Raw genomic sequence first — 19137 nt, forward strand, 5'->3', positions numbered from 1 at the left:
GCAGTGGCGGGCAGGCGGCGGACGTTAAGCGAATGAGGATGATGGCCACAGGGTTTTCAGGCCGGTCAGCAGCCCGCCGCGCCAGCAGAGTGCATCGTGACCGCCTTCCACCGGGTGATAGCTGACCTGATGTCCGGCATCGGTCAGATCGCGCTGAAACTGCTGATTTGCGGCCAGAATCAGCCGCTCGCGCCGACCCGCTTCCAGATAAAAGCGCCGTGGCGGTGCCTGCAGCAGGCCCTGCTGTAACTGCTGCGGCAGCCAGCCGCTGGGATCGTCGCGCCCGGGCCACCAGAAAGAGCCGGAAAGGCTGACGGCACCGGCAAAGGTGTCGGGCCAGGTCAGCGTGGCGTAAGCGGCAGCGAGGCCGCCAAAACTCTGGCCGATCACCAGCGTGCGGTCGCTGTCGATACGGCAGGGCGTCTGGTGCGCAACCTGCGGCAGCAGCTCATGCTGAACGGCCAGCCAGAAGTCAGGGTTGCAGGTCAGCTCGCGCGTGCGTTGTTCGCGATCGATGATGTCGATCATGACATAGACCGCCGGGGGCAGTTCGCCTGCCGCGGTGAGCTGCTGAAGCGGACCGGCAACCGGCATGCTGTGCGCCCAGAACTGTCCATCCAGCAGCAGTGCCAGCGGACGCGGGCCAGCATCGGCCTCGCCGGTCACACAGATCCAGATCTGACGCTGGTTTCCCAGCCGTTTGCTGCGCCACAGAAAGTGTTGCAGCGGTATCGTGGCGGCGCGGCCTTCATCGACCGCCCGCCAGACCTGCTGGTCGGGCGCATGAGGCAGGTGCAGCGGCGAGTGTGACATGCCGCGTCCGCCCGCCCAGCCTCGCAGCGGATTGAGCGGATCGTTTTGCGCCTGCGGAAATTTCTGCCCCCACCATTGCCGTAACGCCTGCACATTGCTCTGGCCGGTAAACGGCTCGGCCTGCGCATCCGGGATGAGAAAGTAGCTGCCACGCCAGTCAGCGGGCAGGGTGGTTTGCCACCACCAGACATCGGTGTGGGGCAACGGAGAGAGTGAAACAGGGGCGGCGGCATGATGATGATCGGTCACGCCGGTAATGTTGATCCAGACGCGGCGGGTGTCCGATCTCTGTGTGTCGCCCTGCGGATCGCGCCAGAAAAAGGTGACCTGACAGGTGCCCGCGTCACCCGGTTCAATCAGCGGAATCCCCCGCTGCTGCTGCTGTTGCCACCAGCGTTCACTGCCGGTTTCTTCGTTTAACCAGGTCATACGCGCCATCGTTCGAACAGACGAAATCTGTGCCATAAATGATATAAATAATAATATTGATAATTATTTGCATTTGCAATAGGGTGTTTCCGCTCGTCAGGGCGTGTGTGCATTTTCTCTGCCGCACCGGCTTTCAGCGGGGTGTCTCGCGGTGCTGAAATCAGCCGGGCAGGAAGGGGATCAGGGACATTACCTTTTTACCGGCGCACTGGCAGTGGCATCCCTGCTGGTCGTCCAGGAACTGAAAAATGAAAAAGTTATCGCGGCTTTCACTGGCCATTATGATTGAACTGGGTTTCACCGCCTCTCTCATCTCTGCCGGTGCCGTGGCGGCCAGCAGCAGCGATCCGGCGCTTAACAACACCGCGTCAGACAGCCTTAACGACAGCACCATGATGGTGACCGCCGCCGAGCAGACGCTGCAGGCGCCGGGTGTCTCGACCATTACCGCCGACGAAATCAAAAAGCATCCGCCGGCGCGCGATGTCGCCGAAATCATCCGTACCATGCCGGGCGTCAATCTGACCGGTAACTCCACCAGCGGTCAGCGCGGCAACAATCGTCAGATCGATATCCGCGGCATGGGCCCGGAAAATACCCTGATCCTGATTGATGGTCTGCCGGTGACCAGCCGTAATGCCGTCCGGCTGGGCTGGCGTGGCGAGCGTGACACGCGCGGCGACAGCAACTGGGTGCCGCCAGAGATCATCGATCACATTGAGGTGATCCGCGGCCCGGCAGCGGCCCGTTACGGTAACGGGGCGGCGGGCGGCGTGGTCAACATCATTACCCGAAAAGAGATGGATCATCAGTGGCACGGCTCGTGGAGCGCCTACTACAACGTGCCGGAGCATAAGGATGAGGGGGCCTCCCGACGCACTAACTTCAGCCTTGAGGGGCCGCTGGGGGATGATGTCAGCTTCCGCCTCTATGGCGGGCTGGCAAAAACGCAGGCAGATGCGTATGACATCAATGAAGGGCACGCCGCCGCCCGTACCGGAAGCTATGCCGGATCGTATCCGGCGGGCCGGGAAGGCGCGGTCAACAAAGACATTCATGGTCTGCTGCGCTGGGCCTTTGCGCCGATGCAGGCGCTGGAAGTGGGAGCCGGTTTCAGCCGTCAGGGCAACCTCTACGCCGGGGATACGCAGAACACCAACACCAGTGACCTGGTGAAAAGTAAATATGGTGATGAGACTAACCGGCTCTATCGGCAGAACGTCTCTGTCAGGTGGACCGGTGCCTGGGACAATGGCGTCAGTACCAATACGTATGCGCAGTATGAGAATACCCGCAACTCCCGGCTGAACGAAGGGCTGGCGGGTGGGACGGAGGGCATCTTCTCCGACAGCCATTTCAACACCATCCAGCTGGATGATCTGCTGCTGCACAGTGAGATCAGCGTGCCGTTTGAGTGGCTGGTGAATCAGACGGCGACCCTGGGCACCGAGTGGAATCAGCAGCGGATGAAAGATCCGTCGTCAACCACGCAGGCTGCCAGTTACGGTTCCATTCCGGGGATCGCCACCACCGGCCGCTCTCCCTATTCTCAGGCGGAGATTTTCTCGCTGTTTGCCGAAGACAACATTGAGCTGACCGACAGCACGATGCTGACGCCGGGAGTGCGTTTTGATCATCACTCGATCGTGGGCGATAACTGGAGTCCGTCGCTCAACCTGTCTCAGGGGCTGGGCGATGAGCTGACCCTGAAAATGGGTATCGCCCGTGCTTATAAAGCGCCGAGCCTCTATCAGACCAACCCCAACTATCTGCTCTACAGCAACGGCCAGGGCTGCGCCGCCAGTGCCGGTGCCTGCTACCTGATGGGGAATGATGATCTGAAAGCAGAAAACAGCATCAACAAGGAGATTGGGCTGGAGTGGAAGCGTGACGGCTATCAGGCCGGACTGACCTGGTTCCGTAACGACTACCGCAACAAGATCGACGCGGGCAGGGTGCCGACCGGCACCGCCTCTAACGGCAAAACGGACATCTACAAATGGGAAAACGTGCCGAAAGCCCTGGTCGAAGGCGTGGAAGGCACGATCAACGTTCCCTTCTCCGACAGCGTGACGTGGAACAATAACTTCACTTACATGCTGCAGAGTAAGAACAAAGAGACCGGGGACCGCCTGTCAGTGATTCCGGAATATACGCTCAACTCTACGCTGAGCTGGCAGGCGATGGCGGATCTCTCCCTGCAGACCACCCTGACCTGGTATGGCAAGCAGGTCCCGAAGAAGTATGACTATAAAGGTAACGCCGTCACCGGCAGTGCAACCGATCAGGTCAGCCCCTATTCGGTGGTCGGCATGAGTGGCACCTATGACATTAACGCCTCTGTCAGCGTCACCGCAGGCGTCGATAACCTGTTTGACAAGCGTCATTTTCGTGAGGGCAATGCACAGACCACGGGTAATACGCGAACCGGCGCTTACCTCTATGGGGCAGGGGCCAATACCTTCAATGAGTCGGGCCGCACCTGGTACATGAGTGTGAACACCCGCTTCTGATTGATGCAGTGATAACCGGGTCGGGAGGAGACGATTAAAACGCAGCAGGTCGATGACCCGCTGCGTTTTTTGTTACGCGCGGATCAGTTGTTCTGATTGATATCGCGGTAGAGCCGGCTCTCAAAACGCACCAGCGGAATACGGCGGGTACGCTGATCTTCCGGCGGAACCGCATAGCCGGAGAGGAACTGCACAAAGGCAACCCGCGCACCGCTGGAGGTGGTGATAAAGCCCGCCAGGTTATAGACCCCCTGCAGGGAACCGGTTTTCGCCGAGACTTTGCCATCCAGTCCCGCTTCATGCAGCCCGCCGCGATACTGCAGCGTACCGTCATAACCCGCCAGCGGCAGCATCGAAATGTAATCCAGCGTATTGTCATTCTTCGCAATGAATTGCAAAACCTGCATCATGGTCTGCGGCGAGATCAGGTCATGGCGCGACAGACCGGAACCATCCACCTGAATGCTGTTGCCCATATCGATGTTGGCTTTGGCTTTCAGGATGCGGCGCACGGCATCCTGACCGGCGCGGAACGTGCCAGGCACATTGAAGTAGTGGTGGCCGATGGTGCGGAACACCGTATCAGCAATCATGTTGTCTGACTTCTTCAGCATGGTGTGCAGCAGGGTATGCAGCGGCGCAGACTGGGTGGAGGCGAGCACGGTGCCCGGCTCGGTGACCTGTGTCTGACGAACCAGATGGCCACTGTAGTCGATCTCTGACGCGCGCAGTTCCGCCTTGAGGATCTCGCCCGCCCAGGCCGCGCCATCCTGCACGGCAAAGGCCAGCGGCAACGGCTCTGCACGCTGACGCATACAGCCGGTCAGGGTATAACGGTTCAGTTCACCCGGTACCACATCCAGTTCGCAATATTGCCCTTCGCCGCTGTTGCGGCCCAGAGTGCGAACCTGACTGTACATGTGTGCCGGATAGTAGGAGGCGATGCGGACAAACGCGTTTTCGCCCGGCGAACTGGCGCTGTAGAGCGACACCGAGAAGCAGTTCTTATCCACAATGGCGGCCCCTGGCGGGGCGCTGAAGCACTGGGTCATATCGTTCCACGGCCAGCCCGGAGCCATGTCGTGACTGGCAAACACGGAGGTATCAATCACCAGGTTGCCTTTGATATGGTTAATGCCCTGCTTCTTTATCGCCGCCACCATATTGCGCAGATCCTGGCGGCTTAAGGTGGGATCACCGGCGAAACGGGCGACTAAATCGCCGTTCAGCGTGCCATCCACGATAGAGCCTCGGGTCTCAAAGGTGGTCTGAAAACGGTAATCGCCGCCCAGTTCCAGCAACGCCGCGAGCGCCGTCACCACTTTCATGGTACTGGCGGGCAGGGCCATCTGTTTGCCGTGGTAATCGATGATCGGGGTTGATGCGCCCACTTTCTGCACCATCAGCGCCAGATTGGCGCCGTCTGGCAGGTACTGCATGTATTCATCAACTGGCGCTGCGTGTGCCTGCAGCATAAATGCGCAGCTTAATCCGGTAACAAGTCGTGAAAATCGCATAATCTCGCGGTAACTGGCAGGTGAGGGCGTCAATACTACGTCGCTGGGTGGTGCAAAGTAAACGATGACCCGCAGGGAACTCTGGGGTAAAATACGTATCAAATTGCAAAACTCTTTTCTGGCCTGGAAGCATCTCCGGGTCAGGATTCTTTTATTTGCAAAAAACGGGCTAATGCGCCGCAGAACGCTTTTTTCTGCAGTCACCAGTCAGGATGACACCGTTAAACAGGAAAGATGGCGAGGAGCTTAAATGAATCAGATTCCGATGACGTTGAGAGGCGCTGAAAGATTGCGCGAAGAGCTGAACGAGCTGAAAACCGTGAAGCGCCCGCGCATTATCGCCTCTATCGCTGAAGCACGCGAACATGGCGATTTAAAAGAGAACGCGGAATATCACGCTGCGCGTGAAGAGCAGGGGTTCTGCGAAGGCCGCATTCAGGAGATTGAAGCCAAACTCTCTAATGCGCAGGTTATCGACGTAACGCAGATGCCTAAAACCGGACGCGTAATCTTTGGCGCAACGGTAACCGTACTGAATATCGAAACCGACGAAGAGGCGACTTATCGCATCGTCGGCGATGACGAAGCGGACTTTAAGCAAAATCTGATTTCTGTCAATTCGCCAATGGCGCGTGGCCTGGTGGGTAAAGAGGCGGATGATGTCGCCATCATTAAAACCCCAGGCGGCGACGTTGAGTATGAGATCCTGAAGGTGGAATACCTTTAAAGTGTTGCTACGCTTTGAAAAGCGCTAAAGCACAATGTAAAGAAAGGAAAAAGGCCGCAATGCGGCCTTTTATCTGAGGTGGGAGCATGGCACTTTCTTTGCCCACTTAGCGTGGCAGAGAAATTTTGCTCTCCTTAGAGGGGCGATACAGCACCAGCGTTTTGCCGATCACCTGTACGTTGCTGGCACCGGTCTCACGCACGATAGCGTCAACGATCAGCTGTTTCGTTTCACGATCTTCCGAGGCGATTTTCACCTTGATCAGTTCGTGATGCGACAGAGCCTGCTCGATCTCGGCCAGCACGCCTTCAGTCAGGCCATTGCCACCCAGCATAACGACCGGCTTGAGCGGATGGGCGAGGCCCTTGAGGTGCTGTTTTTGTTTGGTACTTAGATTCATCGTAGTTTTTTACTTACTCAGGGATTGAAAACGGTTCATTCTACCGCCATCTCGGGTATATCACCAAATCGGCGCAACCCACTGCGTGCAGGTTTATCGCTACGATGACGATTTAACTGGAAATATTATGACGGGTAAAAAGCGTTCGGCCAGCTCGAGCCGCTGGCTTCAGGAACACTTTAGCGATAAATATGTACTTCAGGCGCAGAAAAAAGGGTTGCGTTCGCGTGCCTGGTTTAAACTTGATGAAATACAACAGGGTGACAAGCTTTTCAAACCCGGTATGACCGTGGTAGATCTGGGTGCTGCACCCGGTGGCTGGTCGCAGTATGTTGTACAGCAAATCGGGAACAAAGGGCGCATCATTGCCTGTGATATCCTGCCAATGGATCCGATAGTCGGTGTCGATTTCCTTCAGGGCGATTTTCGTGAAGAATCGGTGATCAATGCGCTGCTTGAGCGCGTTGGCGAAGAGAAAGTTCAGGTTGTCATGTCCGATATGGCGCCGAATATGAGTGGTACACCTGCCGTAGATATTCCCCGGTCGATGTATTTGGTCGAGCTGGCGCTGGAGATGTGTCGGGATATCCTGGCACCCGGCGGAAGTTTTGTAGTGAAAGTGTTTCAGGGAGATGGCTTCGATGAATACCTGCGGGAAATTCGCTCCCTGTTTACGAAAGTGAAAATTCGTAAGCCGGACGCTTCACGGTCACGTTCACGTGAAGTGTACATTGTGGCGACTGGGCGCAAACTATAACCAAATTGCTGGAGTTGTCCGCAGCTGAGCTGCGATTCCATGTATGCAGGATCTATAGTACCCTACGCTATCTGTTAACACCGTTGTAATATGAGGTTAATCCCTTGAGTGACATGGCGAAAAACCTGATTCTCTGGTTAGTCATCGCGGTCGTGCTGATGTCAGTATTCCAGAGCTTTGGGCCCAGCGAGTCGAATGGCCGTCGGGTTGATTATTCAACCTTCCTGTCGGAAGTGAACCAGGATCAGGTCCGCGAGGCACGTATTAACGGGCGTGAAATTAACGTTATTAAAAAAGACAGCAATAAATACACCACCTACATTCCTGTCAACGATCCTAAGTTGCTCGATAACCTCTTGACCAAAAACGTCAAAGTGGTTGGCGAACCGCCGGAAGAGCCGAGCCTGCTGGCTTCCATCTTCATTTCGTGGTTCCCGATGCTGCTGCTGATCGGTGTGTGGATCTTCTTTATGCGTCAGATGCAGGGCGGCGGCGGTAAGGGCGCGATGTCCTTCGGCAAAAGCAAAGCCCGCATGCTGACGGAAGACCAGATTAAAACCACTTTTGCTGACGTAGCCGGTTGTGACGAAGCGAAAGAAGAAGTGGGTGAGCTGGTTGAGTACCTGCGTGAGCCGAGCCGTTTCCAGAAGCTGGGCGGTAAAATTCCTAAAGGCGTGCTGATGGTGGGGCCACCGGGAACCGGTAAAACCCTGCTGGCAAAAGCGATTGCCGGTGAAGCGAAGGTGCCTTTCTTTACCATCTCCGGTTCTGACTTTGTGGAAATGTTTGTCGGTGTCGGTGCATCCCGCGTGCGCGACATGTTCGAACAGGCCAAAAAAGCCGCGCCCTGCATCATCTTTATCGATGAGATCGACGCCGTCGGTCGTCAGCGTGGTGCCGGTTTAGGCGGGGGTCATGATGAACGTGAACAGACGCTGAACCAGATGCTGGTGGAGATGGATGGTTTCGAAGGTAACGAAGGTATCATCGTTATCGCCGCGACAAACCGTCCTGACGTACTGGACCCGGCGCTGCTGCGTCCGGGTCGTTTTGACCGCCAGGTCGTGGTGGGTCTGCCTGATGTCCGTGGTCGTGAGCAGATTCTGAAAGTGCATATGCGTCGTGTGCCGCTGGCAACCGACATCGATGCCGCCATCATTGCGCGTGGTACGCCTGGCTTCTCCGGTGCTGACCTTGCCAACCTGGTCAACGAAGCCGCACTGTTTGCAGCCCGTTCCAACAAGCGTGTGGTGTCGATGGTTGAGTTCGAAAAAGCCAAAGACAAGATCATGATGGGTGCGGAACGTCGCTCTATGGTCATGACCGAATCTCAGAAAGAGTCGACGGCTTATCACGAAGCGGGCCACGCGATCATCGGTCGCCTGGTGCCAGAGCACGATCCGGTGCACAAAGTGACGATTATTCCACGCGGCCGTGCGCTGGGTGTGACCTTCTTCCTGCCTGAAGGCGACGCGATCAGCGCCAGCCGTCAGAAACTGGAAAGCCAGATCTCGACCCTGTACGGCGGTCGTCTGGCAGAAGAGATCATCTACGGTGCAGAACATGTTTCTACCGGTGCGTCGAACGACATTAAAGTCGCGACCAACCTGGCACGCAACATGGTCACGCAGTGGGGCTTCTCGGACAAACTGGGTCCGCTGCTCTATGCAGAAGAAGAGGGTGAAGTGTTCCTTGGCCGTTCTGTTGCCAAAGCGAAACACATGTCTGATGAAACGGCCCGTATCATCGACCAGGAAGTGAAGCACCTGATCGACAGCAACTACCAGCGTGCCCGTCGCATCCTGGGTGAAAACATGGACATCCTTCACGCAATGAAAGACGCGCTGATGAAGTATGAAACCATCGACGCACCGCAGATCGACGACCTGATGGCGCGCCGTGAAGTGCGTCCGCCAGCGGGCTGGGAAGATCCCGGCAGCAACTCAGACAGCAACGGTACGCCGAAGGCGCCGCGTCCGGTCGATGAACCGCGTACGCCAAACCCAGGCAACACCATGTCAGAGCAGTACAATAAATAAGACGTTATCTCGTCAGACAAAACCCCGGCTGGTCCGGGGTTTTTTACATCCGGATAGTGACCCGTAAGGAGTTTCCGCCATGAAGTTGTTCGCCCGTGATTCCCATCTCGATTTATCTTTTCCTCATGTGATGGGCATTCTGAATGTCACGCCGGACTCTTTTTCTGACGGGGGTAAACATAACGCGCTGGTCGATGCACTGACCCATACCAATGAGATGGTCAACGCAGGAGCCACCATCATCGATGTCGGCGGGGAATCCACCCGTCCGGGCGCGGATGAGGTGAGTGTGGAAGAGGAGCTGGAGCGTGTCATCCCCGTCATTGATGCCATTGCCCAGCGGTTCGAAGTGTGGATTTCCGTGGACACCTCTAAAGCAGAGGTTATCCGCGAAGCCGCGCGAGTGGGTGCTCACATCATTAATGACGTGCGTTCGCTCTCTGAACCCGGCGCGCTGGAGGCGGCCGCGGCGACCGACCTGCCCGTCTGTCTGATGCATATGCAGGGCGAACCCCGAACCATGCAGCAGGCTCCCGCTTACGACAATATTTTAAGCGAAGTGGACACTTACTTCGCTCAGCAGATTGCGCGCTGTGAAGCGGCGGGTATCAAAAAAGAACGGCTGATACTCGACCCGGGCTTCGGTTTCGGTAAGAATCTCAGCCACAATTATGAACTGCTGGCCCATCTGGGCGATTTTCACCACTTCGGTCTGCCGCTGCTGGTGGGAATGTCCCGTAAATCAATGATTGGCCAGCTGTTAAATGTCGGCCCGTCACAGCGTTTAACCGGCAGCCTGAGTTGCGCGGTGATTGCAGCCATGCAGGGCGCGCAGATTATTCGCGTGCATGATGTGAAAGAGACGGCTGAAGCAATGCGCGTGGTCGAAGCGACCCGAAGAGCAAAAGGATAAACATGAGTAATCGCAAATATTTCGGTACAGATGGCATTCGCGGCAAAGTCGGTGAAGCCCCTATTACCCCCGATTTCGTCCTGAAGCTGGGCTGGGCCGCCGGGAAAGTGCTGGCGCGCCACGGTTCAAAGAAGATCATCATCGGAAAAGATACGCGTATCTCAGGCTACATGCTGGAATCAGCGCTGGAAGCGGGGCTCGCCGCGGCGGGCCTGACGGCGGCCTTTACCGGCCCGATGCCGACCCCGGCCATCGCCTACCTGACCCGCACCTTCCGCGCCGAGGCGGGCATTGTGATCTCTGCCTCGCACAACCCGTTTGATGACAACGGCATTAAGTTCTTCTCTTCCGAAGGGACAAAGCTGCCGGATGATGTCGAGGAAGCGATTGAGCTGGAGATGGAGAAGCCGATTACCTGCGTAGAGTCTGCGCAGTTAGGCCGTGCCAGCCGCATCGTCGATGCCGCGGGACGTTACATCGAATTCTGTAAGGGCACTTTCCCCAGCGAACTGAATTTGAATGGCCTGAAAATTGTGGTCGACTGTGCCAACGGGGCCACCTACCACATCGCACCGAACGTGCTGCGTGAGCTGGGGGCGACCGTGATTGCCATCGGTGTTCAGCCGGACGGCATGAACATCAACAAAGAGTGTGGGGCGACCGACCTCAAACTGCTGCAGCAGCGTGTTCTGGCAGAGAAGGCGGATATCGGCCTGGCCTATGATGGCGACGGCGATCGCATCATGATGATTGACCATCTGGGTGACAAAGTCGACGGTGACCAGATCCTCTATATCATCGCGCGTGAAGCCCTGCGTCAGGGTCAGTTGCGCGGTGGCGTGGTGGGCACCCTGATGAGTAATATGGGCCTGGAGCTGGCGCTGAAGCAGCTCGGCATCCCGTTTACCCGCGCCAAAGTGGGCGACCGCTATGTGCTGGAGAAGATGCAGGAGAAGGGCTGGCGTCTCGGCGCGGAGAACTCCGGTCACGTTATCCTGCTGGATAAAACCACCACCGGCGACGGTATCGTTGCAAGTTTGCAAGTGCTTACTGCGATGGTGCGTAATCACATGAGCCTGCACGACCTCTGCAGCGGCATGAAGATGCTGCCACAGGTGCTGGTTAACGTCCGCTTTGCCGGTGAGCACGATCCGCTGCAAAGCGAGGCGGTCAAAGCCGCAACGGCAGAGGCGGAAAAAGCCCTGGCGGGGCGCGGACGCGTCTTACTGCGTAAGTCAGGCACTGAGCCGTTGATTCGGGTGATGGTTGAGGGCGAGGATGAGGCGAAGGTAACAGAGCTGGCTAATCTGATCGCCGACCAGGTCAAGGCGGTTTAAAACGCCTGCAGGCAGTTCGCAGCAGGCGGAACTGCCTGTAAAATCACCGGGATGGCGCTTTTTTCTGCAATCAGTTTAGGTGGTGAAAATTGCACTTGCAGAGCTATGCGCCTTTGGTTAGTATTCACACCCGCTTCTGATGGGTGATGACGAGACTCCCCATCAATACTGGCTGAAGCTTTAACTGTACGATTATCGTGCAAGGAACAGGTTGAATATGTACGAAGCTCTTTTAGTTGTTTTCCTTATTGTAGCGATCGCCCTCGTAGGTATGATCATGCTGCAGCAAGGCAAAGGCGCTGATATGGGAGCCTCATTCGGTGCAGGCGCATCCGGTACGGTGTTTGGTTCTTCGGGTTCAGGTAACTTCCTGACGCGCACAACTGGCATCTTAGCGGCTCTGTTCTTCATCATCAGCCTGGTTCTGGGTAATCTGAACAGCAATAAAGCCTCGAAAGGAAGCGAGTGGGAAAATCTTTCTGCGCCGGCGCAGTCTTCTCAACAGACTGAAAAGCCAGCTCAACCGGTTACACCGGGCAGCGATATTCCTAAGTAAGGTCGTCAACACAACGCATCGTTGTGGTCAGTGTAGTGCCGTGGTGGTGGAATTGGTAGACACGCTACCTTGAGGTGGTAGTGCCCGATTGGGCTTACGGGTTCAAGTCCCGTCCTCGGTACCAAATCGTAGTATCACTTGCATTTTATGCAGGTCTGGCGTAATATTCGCCACGTTTTCGGACGCGGGGTGGAGCAGCCTGGTAGCTCGTCGGGCTCATAACCCGAAGGTCGTCGGTTCAAATCCGGCCCCCGCAACCACTTTCCCTTTGAGTTATTTTTCAAATATACTGTGTGCATCGACGGACGCATTCACGGCTGATTTTTGAAAGAAAATTCTTTGGATGGAGTCCGGGCCGCATTGCGGCAGACAGGGTCCAGTGACTAAAAGCCCCGAATATTCGGGGTTTTTTGTTATTAGCGAATCGTAATACTGGGCTATAGGCCCTTTTTTTATGTCTTGGGGGTGGGCTTGTCCACATTAGAGCAAAAATTGACAGAGTTGGTATCGGCTCCGGTAGAAGCGCTGGGTTACGAACTGGTTGGTATTGAATTCGTTCGTAGTCGCACATCTATTCTGCGCATCTATATTGATAGTGAAGATGGCATCAATGTCGATGATTGCGCCGATGTCAGCCACCAGGTAAGCGCCGTAATGGATGTAGAAGATCCCATTACCGTTCCTTACAACCTTGAAGTCTCTTCACCGGGACTCGATCGTCCTCTGTTTACCGCAGAACACTACACCCGCTTTATGGGTGAGGAAGTGACTCTGGTGCTGCGTATGGCCGTTCAGAACCGCCGTAAATGGCAGGGAATCATCAAGTCAGTTGATGGCGAGATGATCACGGTGCATGTTGAGGGTAACGATGTAGTGTTCGCGCTGAGTAATATTCAGAAAGCGAACCTGGTCCCCCACTTTTAAAAGTCCGGATTGAGGCTAACCAGGATGAACAAAGAGATCTTAGCTGTTGTAGAAGCCGTTTCTAACGAAAAAGCCCTGCCGCGTGAGAAAATCTTCGAAGCGCTGGAGAGCGCGCTGGCGACTGCGACCAAGAAAAAGTACGAGCAGGAAATTGAGGTACGCGTCAGCATTGATCGCCGCAGTGGCGACTTCGATACTTTCCGCCGCTGGGAAATCGTAGAAGAGGTGACTCAGCCGACGCGCGAGATCACGCTGGATGCGGCCCGCTTCGAAGATGAAGCATTCAATCTGGGCGATTATGTCGAAGATCAGATTGAATCGGTCACCTTTGACCGTATCACCACCCAGACCGCTAAGCAGGTCATCGTGCAGAAAGTGCGCGAAGCTGAGCGCGCAATGGTGGTTGATCAGTTCCGTGAGCAGGAAGGCGAAATTATCACGGGCGTGGTGAAGAAAGTTAACCGCGACAACATCTCCCTCGACTTAGGCAACAATGCTGAAGCGGTCATTCTGCGCGAAGACATGCTGCCGCGTGAAAACTTTCGTCCAGGCGACCGTATCCGTGGCGTGCTCTACTCCGTTCGCCCGGAAGCGCGTGGCGCGCAGCTGTTCGTAACACGTTCCAAACCGGAAATGCTGATCGAACTGTTCCGCATTGAGGTGCCAGAAATTGGCGAAGAACTGATTGAAATTAAAGCCGCTGCCCGCGATCCGGGTTCGCGTGCGAAAATTGCAGTCAAAACCAACGACAAACGTATCGATCCGGTGGGTGCCTGTGTGGGCATGCGCGGCGCGCGTGTTCAGGCTGTTTCCAGCGAACTGGGCGGCGAGCGTATCGATATCGTGCTCTGGGACGATAACCCGGCGCAGTTTGTTATCAACGCCATGGCCCCGGCCGATGTGGCGTCAATCGTGGTTGATGAAGATAACCACACCATGGATATCGCCGTTGAAGCTGGCAATCTGGCTCAGGCGATCGGCCGTAACGGCCAAAACGTGCGTCTGGCATCACAGCTGAGTGGCTGGGAGCTGAACGTGATGACCGTCGATGATCTGCAGGCTAAGCATCAGGCTGAAGCGCATGCAGCGATCGATATGTTCACGAAACATCTCGACATCGACGAAGAGTTCGCCACCGTACTGGTGGAAGAGGGCTTCTCCTCGCTGGAAGAGCTGGCCTATGTGCCTATCAACGAGCTGCTGGAAGTCGACGGCCTCGACGAAGAGACCATTGAAGCCCTGCGTGAACGAGCAAAAAATGCGTTAACCACCCTGGCACTGGCGAAAGAAGAGAGCCTTGGTAATCAGGATCCTGCTGAGGACCTGCTGAACCTTGAAGGTCTCGATCGTGCGCTGGCGTTCCGCCTGGCGTCGAAAGGCGTTTGCACGCTGGAAGATCTCGCTGAGCAAGGTGTTGACGATCTGACGGATATTGAAGGCCTGTCTGATGAACAAGCCGGCGCGCTGATTATGGCCGCACGTAATATCTGCTGGTTCGGCGATGACGCGTAATAACAGGAAGGAACAGCATGACAGATGTAACCGTAAAATCGCTGGCCGCAGAAATTCAGACTCCGGTCGATCGCCTGGTACAGCAATTTGCTGATGCGGGGATCCCTAAGTCTGAAAATGACGCCGTGACCCAGCAAGAGAAAGAAACCTTACTATCTCATCTGAACCGTGAACACGGTCAGGTCGGTTCAGCTAAGCTGACGCTGCAGCGTAAAACGCGCAGCACCTTGAATATTCCAGGCACCGGGGGTAAAAGTAAATCGGTGCAAATTGAAGTCCGCAAAAAGCGTACCTATGTGAAGGGTGATGCAGAGGCTGAGCAAGCTCAGGCAGAAGCTGAAGCCGAGGCGCAGCGTGAAGCGGAAGAGCAGGCGCAACGCGAGGCTGAAGAGAAAGCCCGTCGCGAAGCTGAACAGAAAGCGCAACGTGAAGCCGAAGATAAAGCCAGGCGCGAAGCCGCTGAGAAGGCCAAACGTGCAGCAGCGGAAAATGACAAAGTGACAAATCAACCTACCGACGAAGTGACCAGGGCTGCGCAGTCTGACAAAGCCCGTCGCGAAGCTGAAGCAGCTGAACTGAAGCGTAAAGCGGAAGAAGAAGCTCGCCGTAAGCTCGAAGAGGCGGCCCGCCTCGTAGCCGAAGAAGCCCGCCGTCTGGCTGAAGAGAAATCAGCCGAGTGGGAAAAGCCGGAAGAAGAGGATAAAGGCGACTATCACGTCACCACTTCAACCCATGCCCGTCAGGCGGAAGATGAAAACGACCGTCAGGTAGAAGCTGGCCGTGCGCGTGCGCGTACCACGGCGAAAGCAACGCGTCCGGCGAAAAAAGGCAACAAACATTCCGAAGCGAAAACTGACCGCGAAGAAGCGCGTGCACAGGTTCGTGGCGGTAAAGGTGGCAAACATCGTAAACCAAGCGCACTGCAGCAGGGCTTCAACAAACCCGCTCAGGCCGTGAACCGCGATGTTGTGATTGGCGAAACCATCACCGTAGCCGAACTGGCGAACAAAATGGCGGTGAAAGGTTCTCTGGTCATTAAAGCGATGATGAAGATGGGCGCGATGGCGACCATTAACCAGGTCATCGACCAGGAAACCGCACAGCTCGTCGCAGAAGAGATGGGCCACAAAGTGACCCTGCGTCGTGAAAACGAGCTGGAAGAGGCGGTAATGGACGATCGTGACACCGATGCCGCGCAGGAAGCTCGCGCGCCGGTGGTTACCATCATGGGTCACGTTGACCACGGTAAAACCTCACTGCTGGACTATATCCGCTCGACCAAAATCGCCTCTGGCGAAGCGGGCGGCATTACTCAGCACATCGGTGCTTACCACGTTGAAACCGACAACGGTATGATCACCTTCCTGGACACCCCGGGCCACGCCGCGTTTACCGCGATGCGTGCACGTGGTGCGCAGGCGACCGATATCGTTATCCTGGTCGTTGCCGCAGACGATGGCGTGATGCCTCAGACCATCGAAGCTATTCAGCACGCCAAAGCGGCCAAAGTGCCGGTTGTGGTTGCGGTGAACAAGTGCGATAAGCCAGAAGCGGATCCGGATCGCGTTAAAAACGAACTGACCCAGTACGGAATCATTCCGGAAGAGTGGGGCGGCGAAAACATGTTCGTTAATGTCTCTGCGAAAGCGGGTACCGGCATTGATGACCTGCTTAACGCTATCCTGCTGCAGGCGGAAGTCCTGGAGCTGACGGCTATCCGTGCCGGTATGGCGAGCGGCGTGGTTATCGAATCGTTCCTCGACAAAGGTCGTGGTCCGGTTGCAACCGTGCTGGTTCGTGAAGGTACGCTGAACAAAGGCGACATCGTCCTGTGTGGCTTCGAATATGGCCGTGTTCGTGCAATGCGCGATGAACTGGGTCGTGAAGTCATGGAAGCGGGTCCGTCTATCCCGGTTGAGATTCTGGGCCTCTCTGGCGTGCCGGCTGCGGGTGATGAAGCGACTGTGGTACGTGACGAGAAGAAAGCACGTGAAGTGGCGCTCTATCGTCAGGGCAAATTCCGTGAAGTTAAACTGGCTCGCCAGCAGAAATCTAAGCTTGAGAACATGTTTGCCAACATGACCGAAGGCGAAGTGTCTGAACTGAACATCGTACTGAAAGCGGACGTTCAGGGTTCTGTGGAAGCGATCTCCGACTCCCTGCAGAAACTCTCTACCGACGAAGTGAAGGTGAAGATTGTCGGTTCAGGCGTGGGCGGGATCACCGAGACCGATGCGACCCTGGCGGCTGCTTCTAACGCCATCATCCTGGGCTTCAACGTGCGTGCCGATGCCTCTGCGCGTCGCGTCATTGACGCAGAAAGCCTGGATCTGCGCTACTACTCCGTCATCTATAACCTGATTGACGAAGTAAAAGCGGCGATGAGCGGCATGCTGGCACCAGAGTACAAACAGCAGATTATCGGTCTGGCTGCGGTCCGCGACGTGTTCAAATCACCGAAGTTTGGCGCGATTGCCGGTTGTATGGTGACGGAAGGTAACATCAAGCGTCACAACCCAATCCGTGTCCTGCGTGATAACGTGGTGATTTACGAAGGCGAGCTGGAATCCCTGCGTCGCTTTAAAGATGACGTTAACGAAGTGCGTAACGGCATGGAGTGCGGTATCGGCGTGAAGAACTACAACGACGTTCGCGTTGGCGATATGATCGAAGTGTTTGAAATCATCGAAATTAAACGCACCATCGAGTAATCGACTGCTGATGTGTTGCAATTTGGGAGGCCTCTGGCCTCCCGAATTATTTGGGAGAAATAATGATGGCGAAAGAATTTGGTCGCCCGCAGCGCGTATCACAAGAGCTGCAAAAAGAGATTGCGATGATCCTGCAGCGTGAGATCAAAGATCCGCGTCTGGGCATGATGGTCACCGTATCAGGCGTTGAAGTGTCACGCGATCTCGCCTACGCAAAAGTGTTCGTCACTTTCCTGAATGACCAGGATGAGGACGCGGTAAAACAGGGTCTGAAAGCGCTGAAAGAAGCGTCAGGCTACATCCGCATTCTGCTGGGTAAAGCGATGCGTCTGCGTATTGTGCCGGAGCTGACGTTCTTCTACGACAACTCCCTGGTTGAAGGGATGCGCATGTCCAATCTCGTCACAAGCGTCGTGAAAAACGATGCCGAGCGCCGTGGCTCTGACGCCACCGGCGATGACGAGGAGGCGTAATGAGTCGTCCGCGTCGTCGCGGCCGCGACGTCCATGGCGTGTTGCTGCTGGATAAGCCTCAAGGCGTCTCGTCGAACGATGTCCTGCAGAAGGTGAAGCGTATCTTTAACGCTAACCGTGCAGGCCATACCGGCGCGCTTGACCCGCTGGCAACCGGCATGCTGCCGATCTGCCTGGGTGAAGCGACCAAGTTTTCACAGTATCTGCTGGATTCCGACAAGCGCTACCGCGTGATTGCGCGGCTGGGTGAGCGGACCGACACGTCAGATGCCGATGGCAACCTCGTTCAGACACGTCCGGTCACCTTCAGTCAGGCCGACCTCGACAGCGCGCTGGAGAGCTTCCGCGGTGAGACCCTGCAGGTGCCTTCAATGTTTTCGGCGCTGAAGCATCAGGGACGTCCCCTGTATGAATATGCGCGTCAGGGCATTGAGATTGCGCGTGAACCGCGTCCAATCACGGTCTACGAACTGCAGTTTATTCGCTGGCAGGATAACGAGCTGGAGCTGGAAATTCACTGCTCGAAAGGCACCTATATCCGCAGCATCATCGACGATCTCGGTGAGAAGCTGGGATGCGGAGCGCATGTCATCATGCTGCGTCGCGTTCAGGTTGCCCGTTATCCGTATGAAAGGATGGTGACGCTGGAACAGCTCAACACCCTGCTGGCGGAAGCGACAGAAGCCGGCATTCCTCTGGAAACGCAGCTCGATCCGCTGCTGTTGCCAATGGACAGTCCTGCGTCCGATTTCCCGGAAGTGAACATCCCGCCTGCAGTGGCTGCATTTTTCCGCCAGGGTCAGCCGGTTCAGGCCAGTCAGGCGCCCGCGCAGGGGCTGGTCAGGGTATCCGAAGGTGAGGCGCGTAAGTTCATCGGGATGGCTGAAATTGCCGACGATGGCCGTCTGGCACCCCGTCGCTTAGTGGTGGAGTATCAGGATTAAGTCGCGCCTTCACTTTTCGCTGATGGGGCATTTGCGTTGCTATCGGGCGCAGAGTAGAATAGCGCGGCTTTAAAAGCGGGATGCTGAATTAGAGATCGGCACCCATACATTCATTTTATACCGGAGTTTATTATGTCTCTAAGCGTAGAAGCTAAAGCAGAGATCGTTGCTAAATATGGCCGTGGTGCTAACGACAGCGGTTCAACTGAAGTTCAGGTTGCCCTGCTGACCGCGCAGATCACCCATCTGCAGGGTCACTTCTCTGAGCACAAAAAAGACCACCACAGCCGTCGCGGTCTGCTGCGCATGGTATCTCAGCGTCGTAAGCTGCTGGACTACCTGAAGCGTAAAGACGTTGCGCGCTACAGCAGCCTGATCGAAAGCCTCGGTCTGCGTCGCTAAGTCTGAAAAATCGGGTCGTCAGGGCGTCATGCAGCGATTAACGCGGCGTGCAGCAGACGATCAGATTTGTGCGAGTTTCATGAAAAGGGGGCCTTTATGGCCCCTTTTTTTGAGCAATCGGCAGCAATCCGGGCCAAACTGATGTATTGTTGCTTAGTGTGATCTTTAGT

Annotated in this window: 16 protein-coding genes and 2 tRNA genes; 15 read left to right on the forward strand and 3 right to left on the reverse strand. The window is 56.0% G+C overall.

Annotation, left to right across the window (positions count from 1 at the left end; all coding sequences use genetic code 11):
* Window positions 1–24: 24 nt before the first annotated feature.
* The gene (gene fes, locus AC6I7A_RS02060) at window positions 25–1251 is read right to left on the reverse strand and encodes an enterochelin esterase (protein ID WP_072215519.1); all 1227 of its coding nucleotides are present in this window, start codon (window positions 1249–1251) and stop codon (window positions 25–27) included.
* Window positions 1252–1490: 239 nt separating this feature from the next.
* On the opposite strand from fes, the gene AC6I7A_RS02065 reads away from it, so the two are divergent.
* Window positions 1491–3755 (forward strand): TonB-dependent siderophore receptor, encoded by a 2265-nt coding sequence (locus AC6I7A_RS02065; protein WP_058958050.1) that lies wholly within the window; start codon window positions 1491–1493, stop codon window positions 3753–3755.
* An 83-nt stretch (window positions 3756–3838) separates the two neighbouring features.
* Here AC6I7A_RS02065 and dacB read toward each other — a convergent pair whose 3' ends face one another.
* Window positions 3839–5272, reverse strand: coding sequence for a serine-type D-Ala-D-Ala carboxypeptidase (gene dacB, locus AC6I7A_RS02070; protein ID WP_009092423.1), 1434 nt, complete (start codon window positions 5270–5272; stop codon window positions 3839–3841).
* 250 nt (window positions 5273–5522) lie between these two features.
* On the opposite strand from dacB, the gene greA reads away from it, so the two are divergent.
* Window positions 5523–5999 carry a transcription elongation factor GreA gene (gene greA, locus AC6I7A_RS02075; RefSeq protein WP_009092422.1) on the forward strand — a complete coding sequence of 159 codons (477 nt, stop codon included), beginning with the start codon at window positions 5523–5525 and terminating at the stop codon, window positions 5997–5999.
* Window positions 6000–6105: 106 nt separating this feature from the next.
* Here greA and yhbY read toward each other — a convergent pair whose 3' ends face one another.
* Window positions 6106–6399 carry a ribosome assembly RNA-binding protein YhbY gene (gene yhbY / locus AC6I7A_RS02080; RefSeq protein WP_009092420.1) on the reverse strand — a complete coding sequence of 98 codons (294 nt, stop codon included), beginning with the start codon at window positions 6397–6399 and terminating at the stop codon, window positions 6106–6108.
* A 127-nt stretch (window positions 6400–6526) separates the two neighbouring features.
* Here yhbY and rlmE point away from each other — a divergent pair, with 127 nt between their 5' ends.
* From rlmE to rpsO, 13 genes are all read left to right on the forward strand, one after another.
* Window positions 6527–7156: a 23S rRNA (uridine(2552)-2'-O)-methyltransferase RlmE gene (gene rlmE, locus AC6I7A_RS02085; protein WP_009092419.1), complete on the forward strand. Its 630-nt coding sequence runs from the start codon at window positions 6527–6529 to the stop codon at window positions 7154–7156.
* A gap of 113 nt (window positions 7157–7269) precedes the next feature.
* The gene (ftsH, locus tag AC6I7A_RS02090) at window positions 7270–9195 is read left to right on the forward strand and encodes an ATP-dependent zinc metalloprotease FtsH (RefSeq protein WP_009092418.1); all 1926 of its coding nucleotides are present in this window, start codon (window positions 7270–7272) and stop codon (window positions 9193–9195) included.
* Between the two features lie 79 nt (window positions 9196–9274).
* Window positions 9275–10108 carry a dihydropteroate synthase gene (gene folP, locus AC6I7A_RS02095; RefSeq protein ID WP_009092417.1) on the forward strand — a complete coding sequence of 278 codons (834 nt, stop codon included), beginning with the start codon at window positions 9275–9277 and terminating at the stop codon, window positions 10106–10108.
* Between the two features lie 2 nt (window positions 10109–10110).
* Entirely contained in the window at window positions 10111–11445 is a 1335-nt protein-coding gene (gene glmM / locus AC6I7A_RS02100; protein ID WP_009092414.1) for a phosphoglucosamine mutase, read from the forward strand.
* Window positions 11446–11662: 217 nt separating this feature from the next.
* Entirely contained in the window at window positions 11663–12001 is a 339-nt protein-coding gene (gene secG, locus AC6I7A_RS02105) for a preprotein translocase subunit SecG (RefSeq protein WP_009092412.1), read from the forward strand.
* A 37-nt stretch (window positions 12002–12038) separates the two neighbouring features.
* Window positions 12039–12125 (forward strand) — tRNA-Leu (locus tag AC6I7A_RS02110).
* Window positions 12126–12184: 59 nt separating this feature from the next.
* Window positions 12185–12261: transfer RNA gene (locus AC6I7A_RS02115), tRNA-Met, on the forward strand.
* A gap of 211 nt (window positions 12262–12472) precedes the next feature.
* The gene (rimP, locus tag AC6I7A_RS02120; protein ID WP_009092411.1) at window positions 12473–12925 is read left to right on the forward strand and encodes a ribosome maturation factor RimP; all 453 of its coding nucleotides are present in this window, start codon (window positions 12473–12475) and stop codon (window positions 12923–12925) included.
* A gap of 24 nt (window positions 12926–12949) precedes the next feature.
* Window positions 12950–14437 (forward strand): transcription termination factor NusA, encoded by a 1488-nt coding sequence (gene nusA, locus AC6I7A_RS02125; RefSeq protein ID WP_009092410.1) that lies wholly within the window; start codon window positions 12950–12952, stop codon window positions 14435–14437.
* A gap of 17 nt (window positions 14438–14454) precedes the next feature.
* Window positions 14455–17148: a translation initiation factor IF-2 gene (gene infB, locus AC6I7A_RS02130; protein WP_009092409.1), complete on the forward strand. Its 2694-nt coding sequence runs from the start codon at window positions 14455–14457 to the stop codon at window positions 17146–17148.
* 65 nt (window positions 17149–17213) lie between these two features.
* On the forward strand, window positions 17214–17621 hold the full coding sequence (rbfA, locus tag AC6I7A_RS02135) for a 30S ribosome-binding factor RbfA (protein WP_009092407.1): 408 nt from the start codon (window positions 17214–17216) through the stop codon (window positions 17619–17621).
* A complete protein-coding gene (gene truB / locus AC6I7A_RS02140; protein WP_058957632.1) occupies window positions 17621–18565 on the forward strand; it encodes a tRNA pseudouridine(55) synthase TruB in 945 nt (314 codons plus the stop codon). Before rbfA ends, truB begins: the two co-directional genes overlap by 1 nt.
* A 132-nt stretch (window positions 18566–18697) precedes the next feature.
* Entirely contained in the window at window positions 18698–18967 is a 270-nt protein-coding gene (rpsO, locus tag AC6I7A_RS02145) for a 30S ribosomal protein S15 (RefSeq protein ID WP_003851063.1), read from the forward strand.
* The last annotated feature ends 170 nt before the right edge of the window (window positions 18968–19137 follow it).

This window comes from Type-F symbiont of Plautia stali (assembly GCF_059731105.1).

Excerpts from the sequence above, each read along its gene's own strand:
- AC6I7A_RS02065 (WP_058958050.1), top strand. The coding sequence starts at position 1,491 with ATGAAAAAGTTATCGCGGCTTTCACTGGCCATTATGATTGAACTGGGT.
- rbfA (WP_009092407.1), top strand. The coding sequence starts at position 17,214 with ATGGCGAAAGAATTTGGTCGCCCGCAGCGCGTATCACAAGAGCTGCAA.
- dacB (WP_009092423.1), bottom strand. The coding sequence starts at position 5,272 with ATGCGATTTTCACGACTTGTTACCGGATTAAGCTGCGCATTTATGCTG.
- secG (WP_009092412.1), top strand. The coding sequence starts at position 11,663 with ATGTACGAAGCTCTTTTAGTTGTTTTCCTTATTGTAGCGATCGCCCTC.
- glmM (WP_009092414.1), top strand. The coding sequence starts at position 10,111 with ATGAGTAATCGCAAATATTTCGGTACAGATGGCATTCGCGGCAAAGTC.
- folP (WP_009092417.1), top strand. The coding sequence starts at position 9,275 with ATGAAGTTGTTCGCCCGTGATTCCCATCTCGATTTATCTTTTCCTCAT.
- yhbY (WP_009092420.1), bottom strand. The coding sequence starts at position 6,399 with ATGAATCTAAGTACCAAACAAAAACAGCACCTCAAGGGCCTCGCCCAT.
- fes (WP_072215519.1), bottom strand. The coding sequence starts at position 1,251 with ATGGCGCGTATGACCTGGTTAAACGAAGAAACCGGCAGTGAACGCTGG.
- rlmE (WP_009092419.1), top strand. The coding sequence starts at position 6,527 with ATGACGGGTAAAAAGCGTTCGGCCAGCTCGAGCCGCTGGCTTCAGGAA.
- infB (WP_009092409.1), top strand. The coding sequence starts at position 14,455 with ATGACAGATGTAACCGTAAAATCGCTGGCCGCAGAAATTCAGACTCCG.
- nusA (WP_009092410.1), top strand. The coding sequence starts at position 12,950 with ATGAACAAAGAGATCTTAGCTGTTGTAGAAGCCGTTTCTAACGAAAAA.
- rpsO (WP_003851063.1), top strand. The coding sequence starts at position 18,698 with ATGTCTCTAAGCGTAGAAGCTAAAGCAGAGATCGTTGCTAAATATGGC.
- truB (WP_058957632.1), top strand. The coding sequence starts at position 17,621 with ATGAGTCGTCCGCGTCGTCGCGGCCGCGACGTCCATGGCGTGTTGCTG.
- ftsH (WP_009092418.1), top strand. The coding sequence starts at position 7,270 with ATGGCGAAAAACCTGATTCTCTGGTTAGTCATCGCGGTCGTGCTGATG.
- greA (WP_009092422.1), top strand. The coding sequence starts at position 5,523 with ATGAATCAGATTCCGATGACGTTGAGAGGCGCTGAAAGATTGCGCGAA.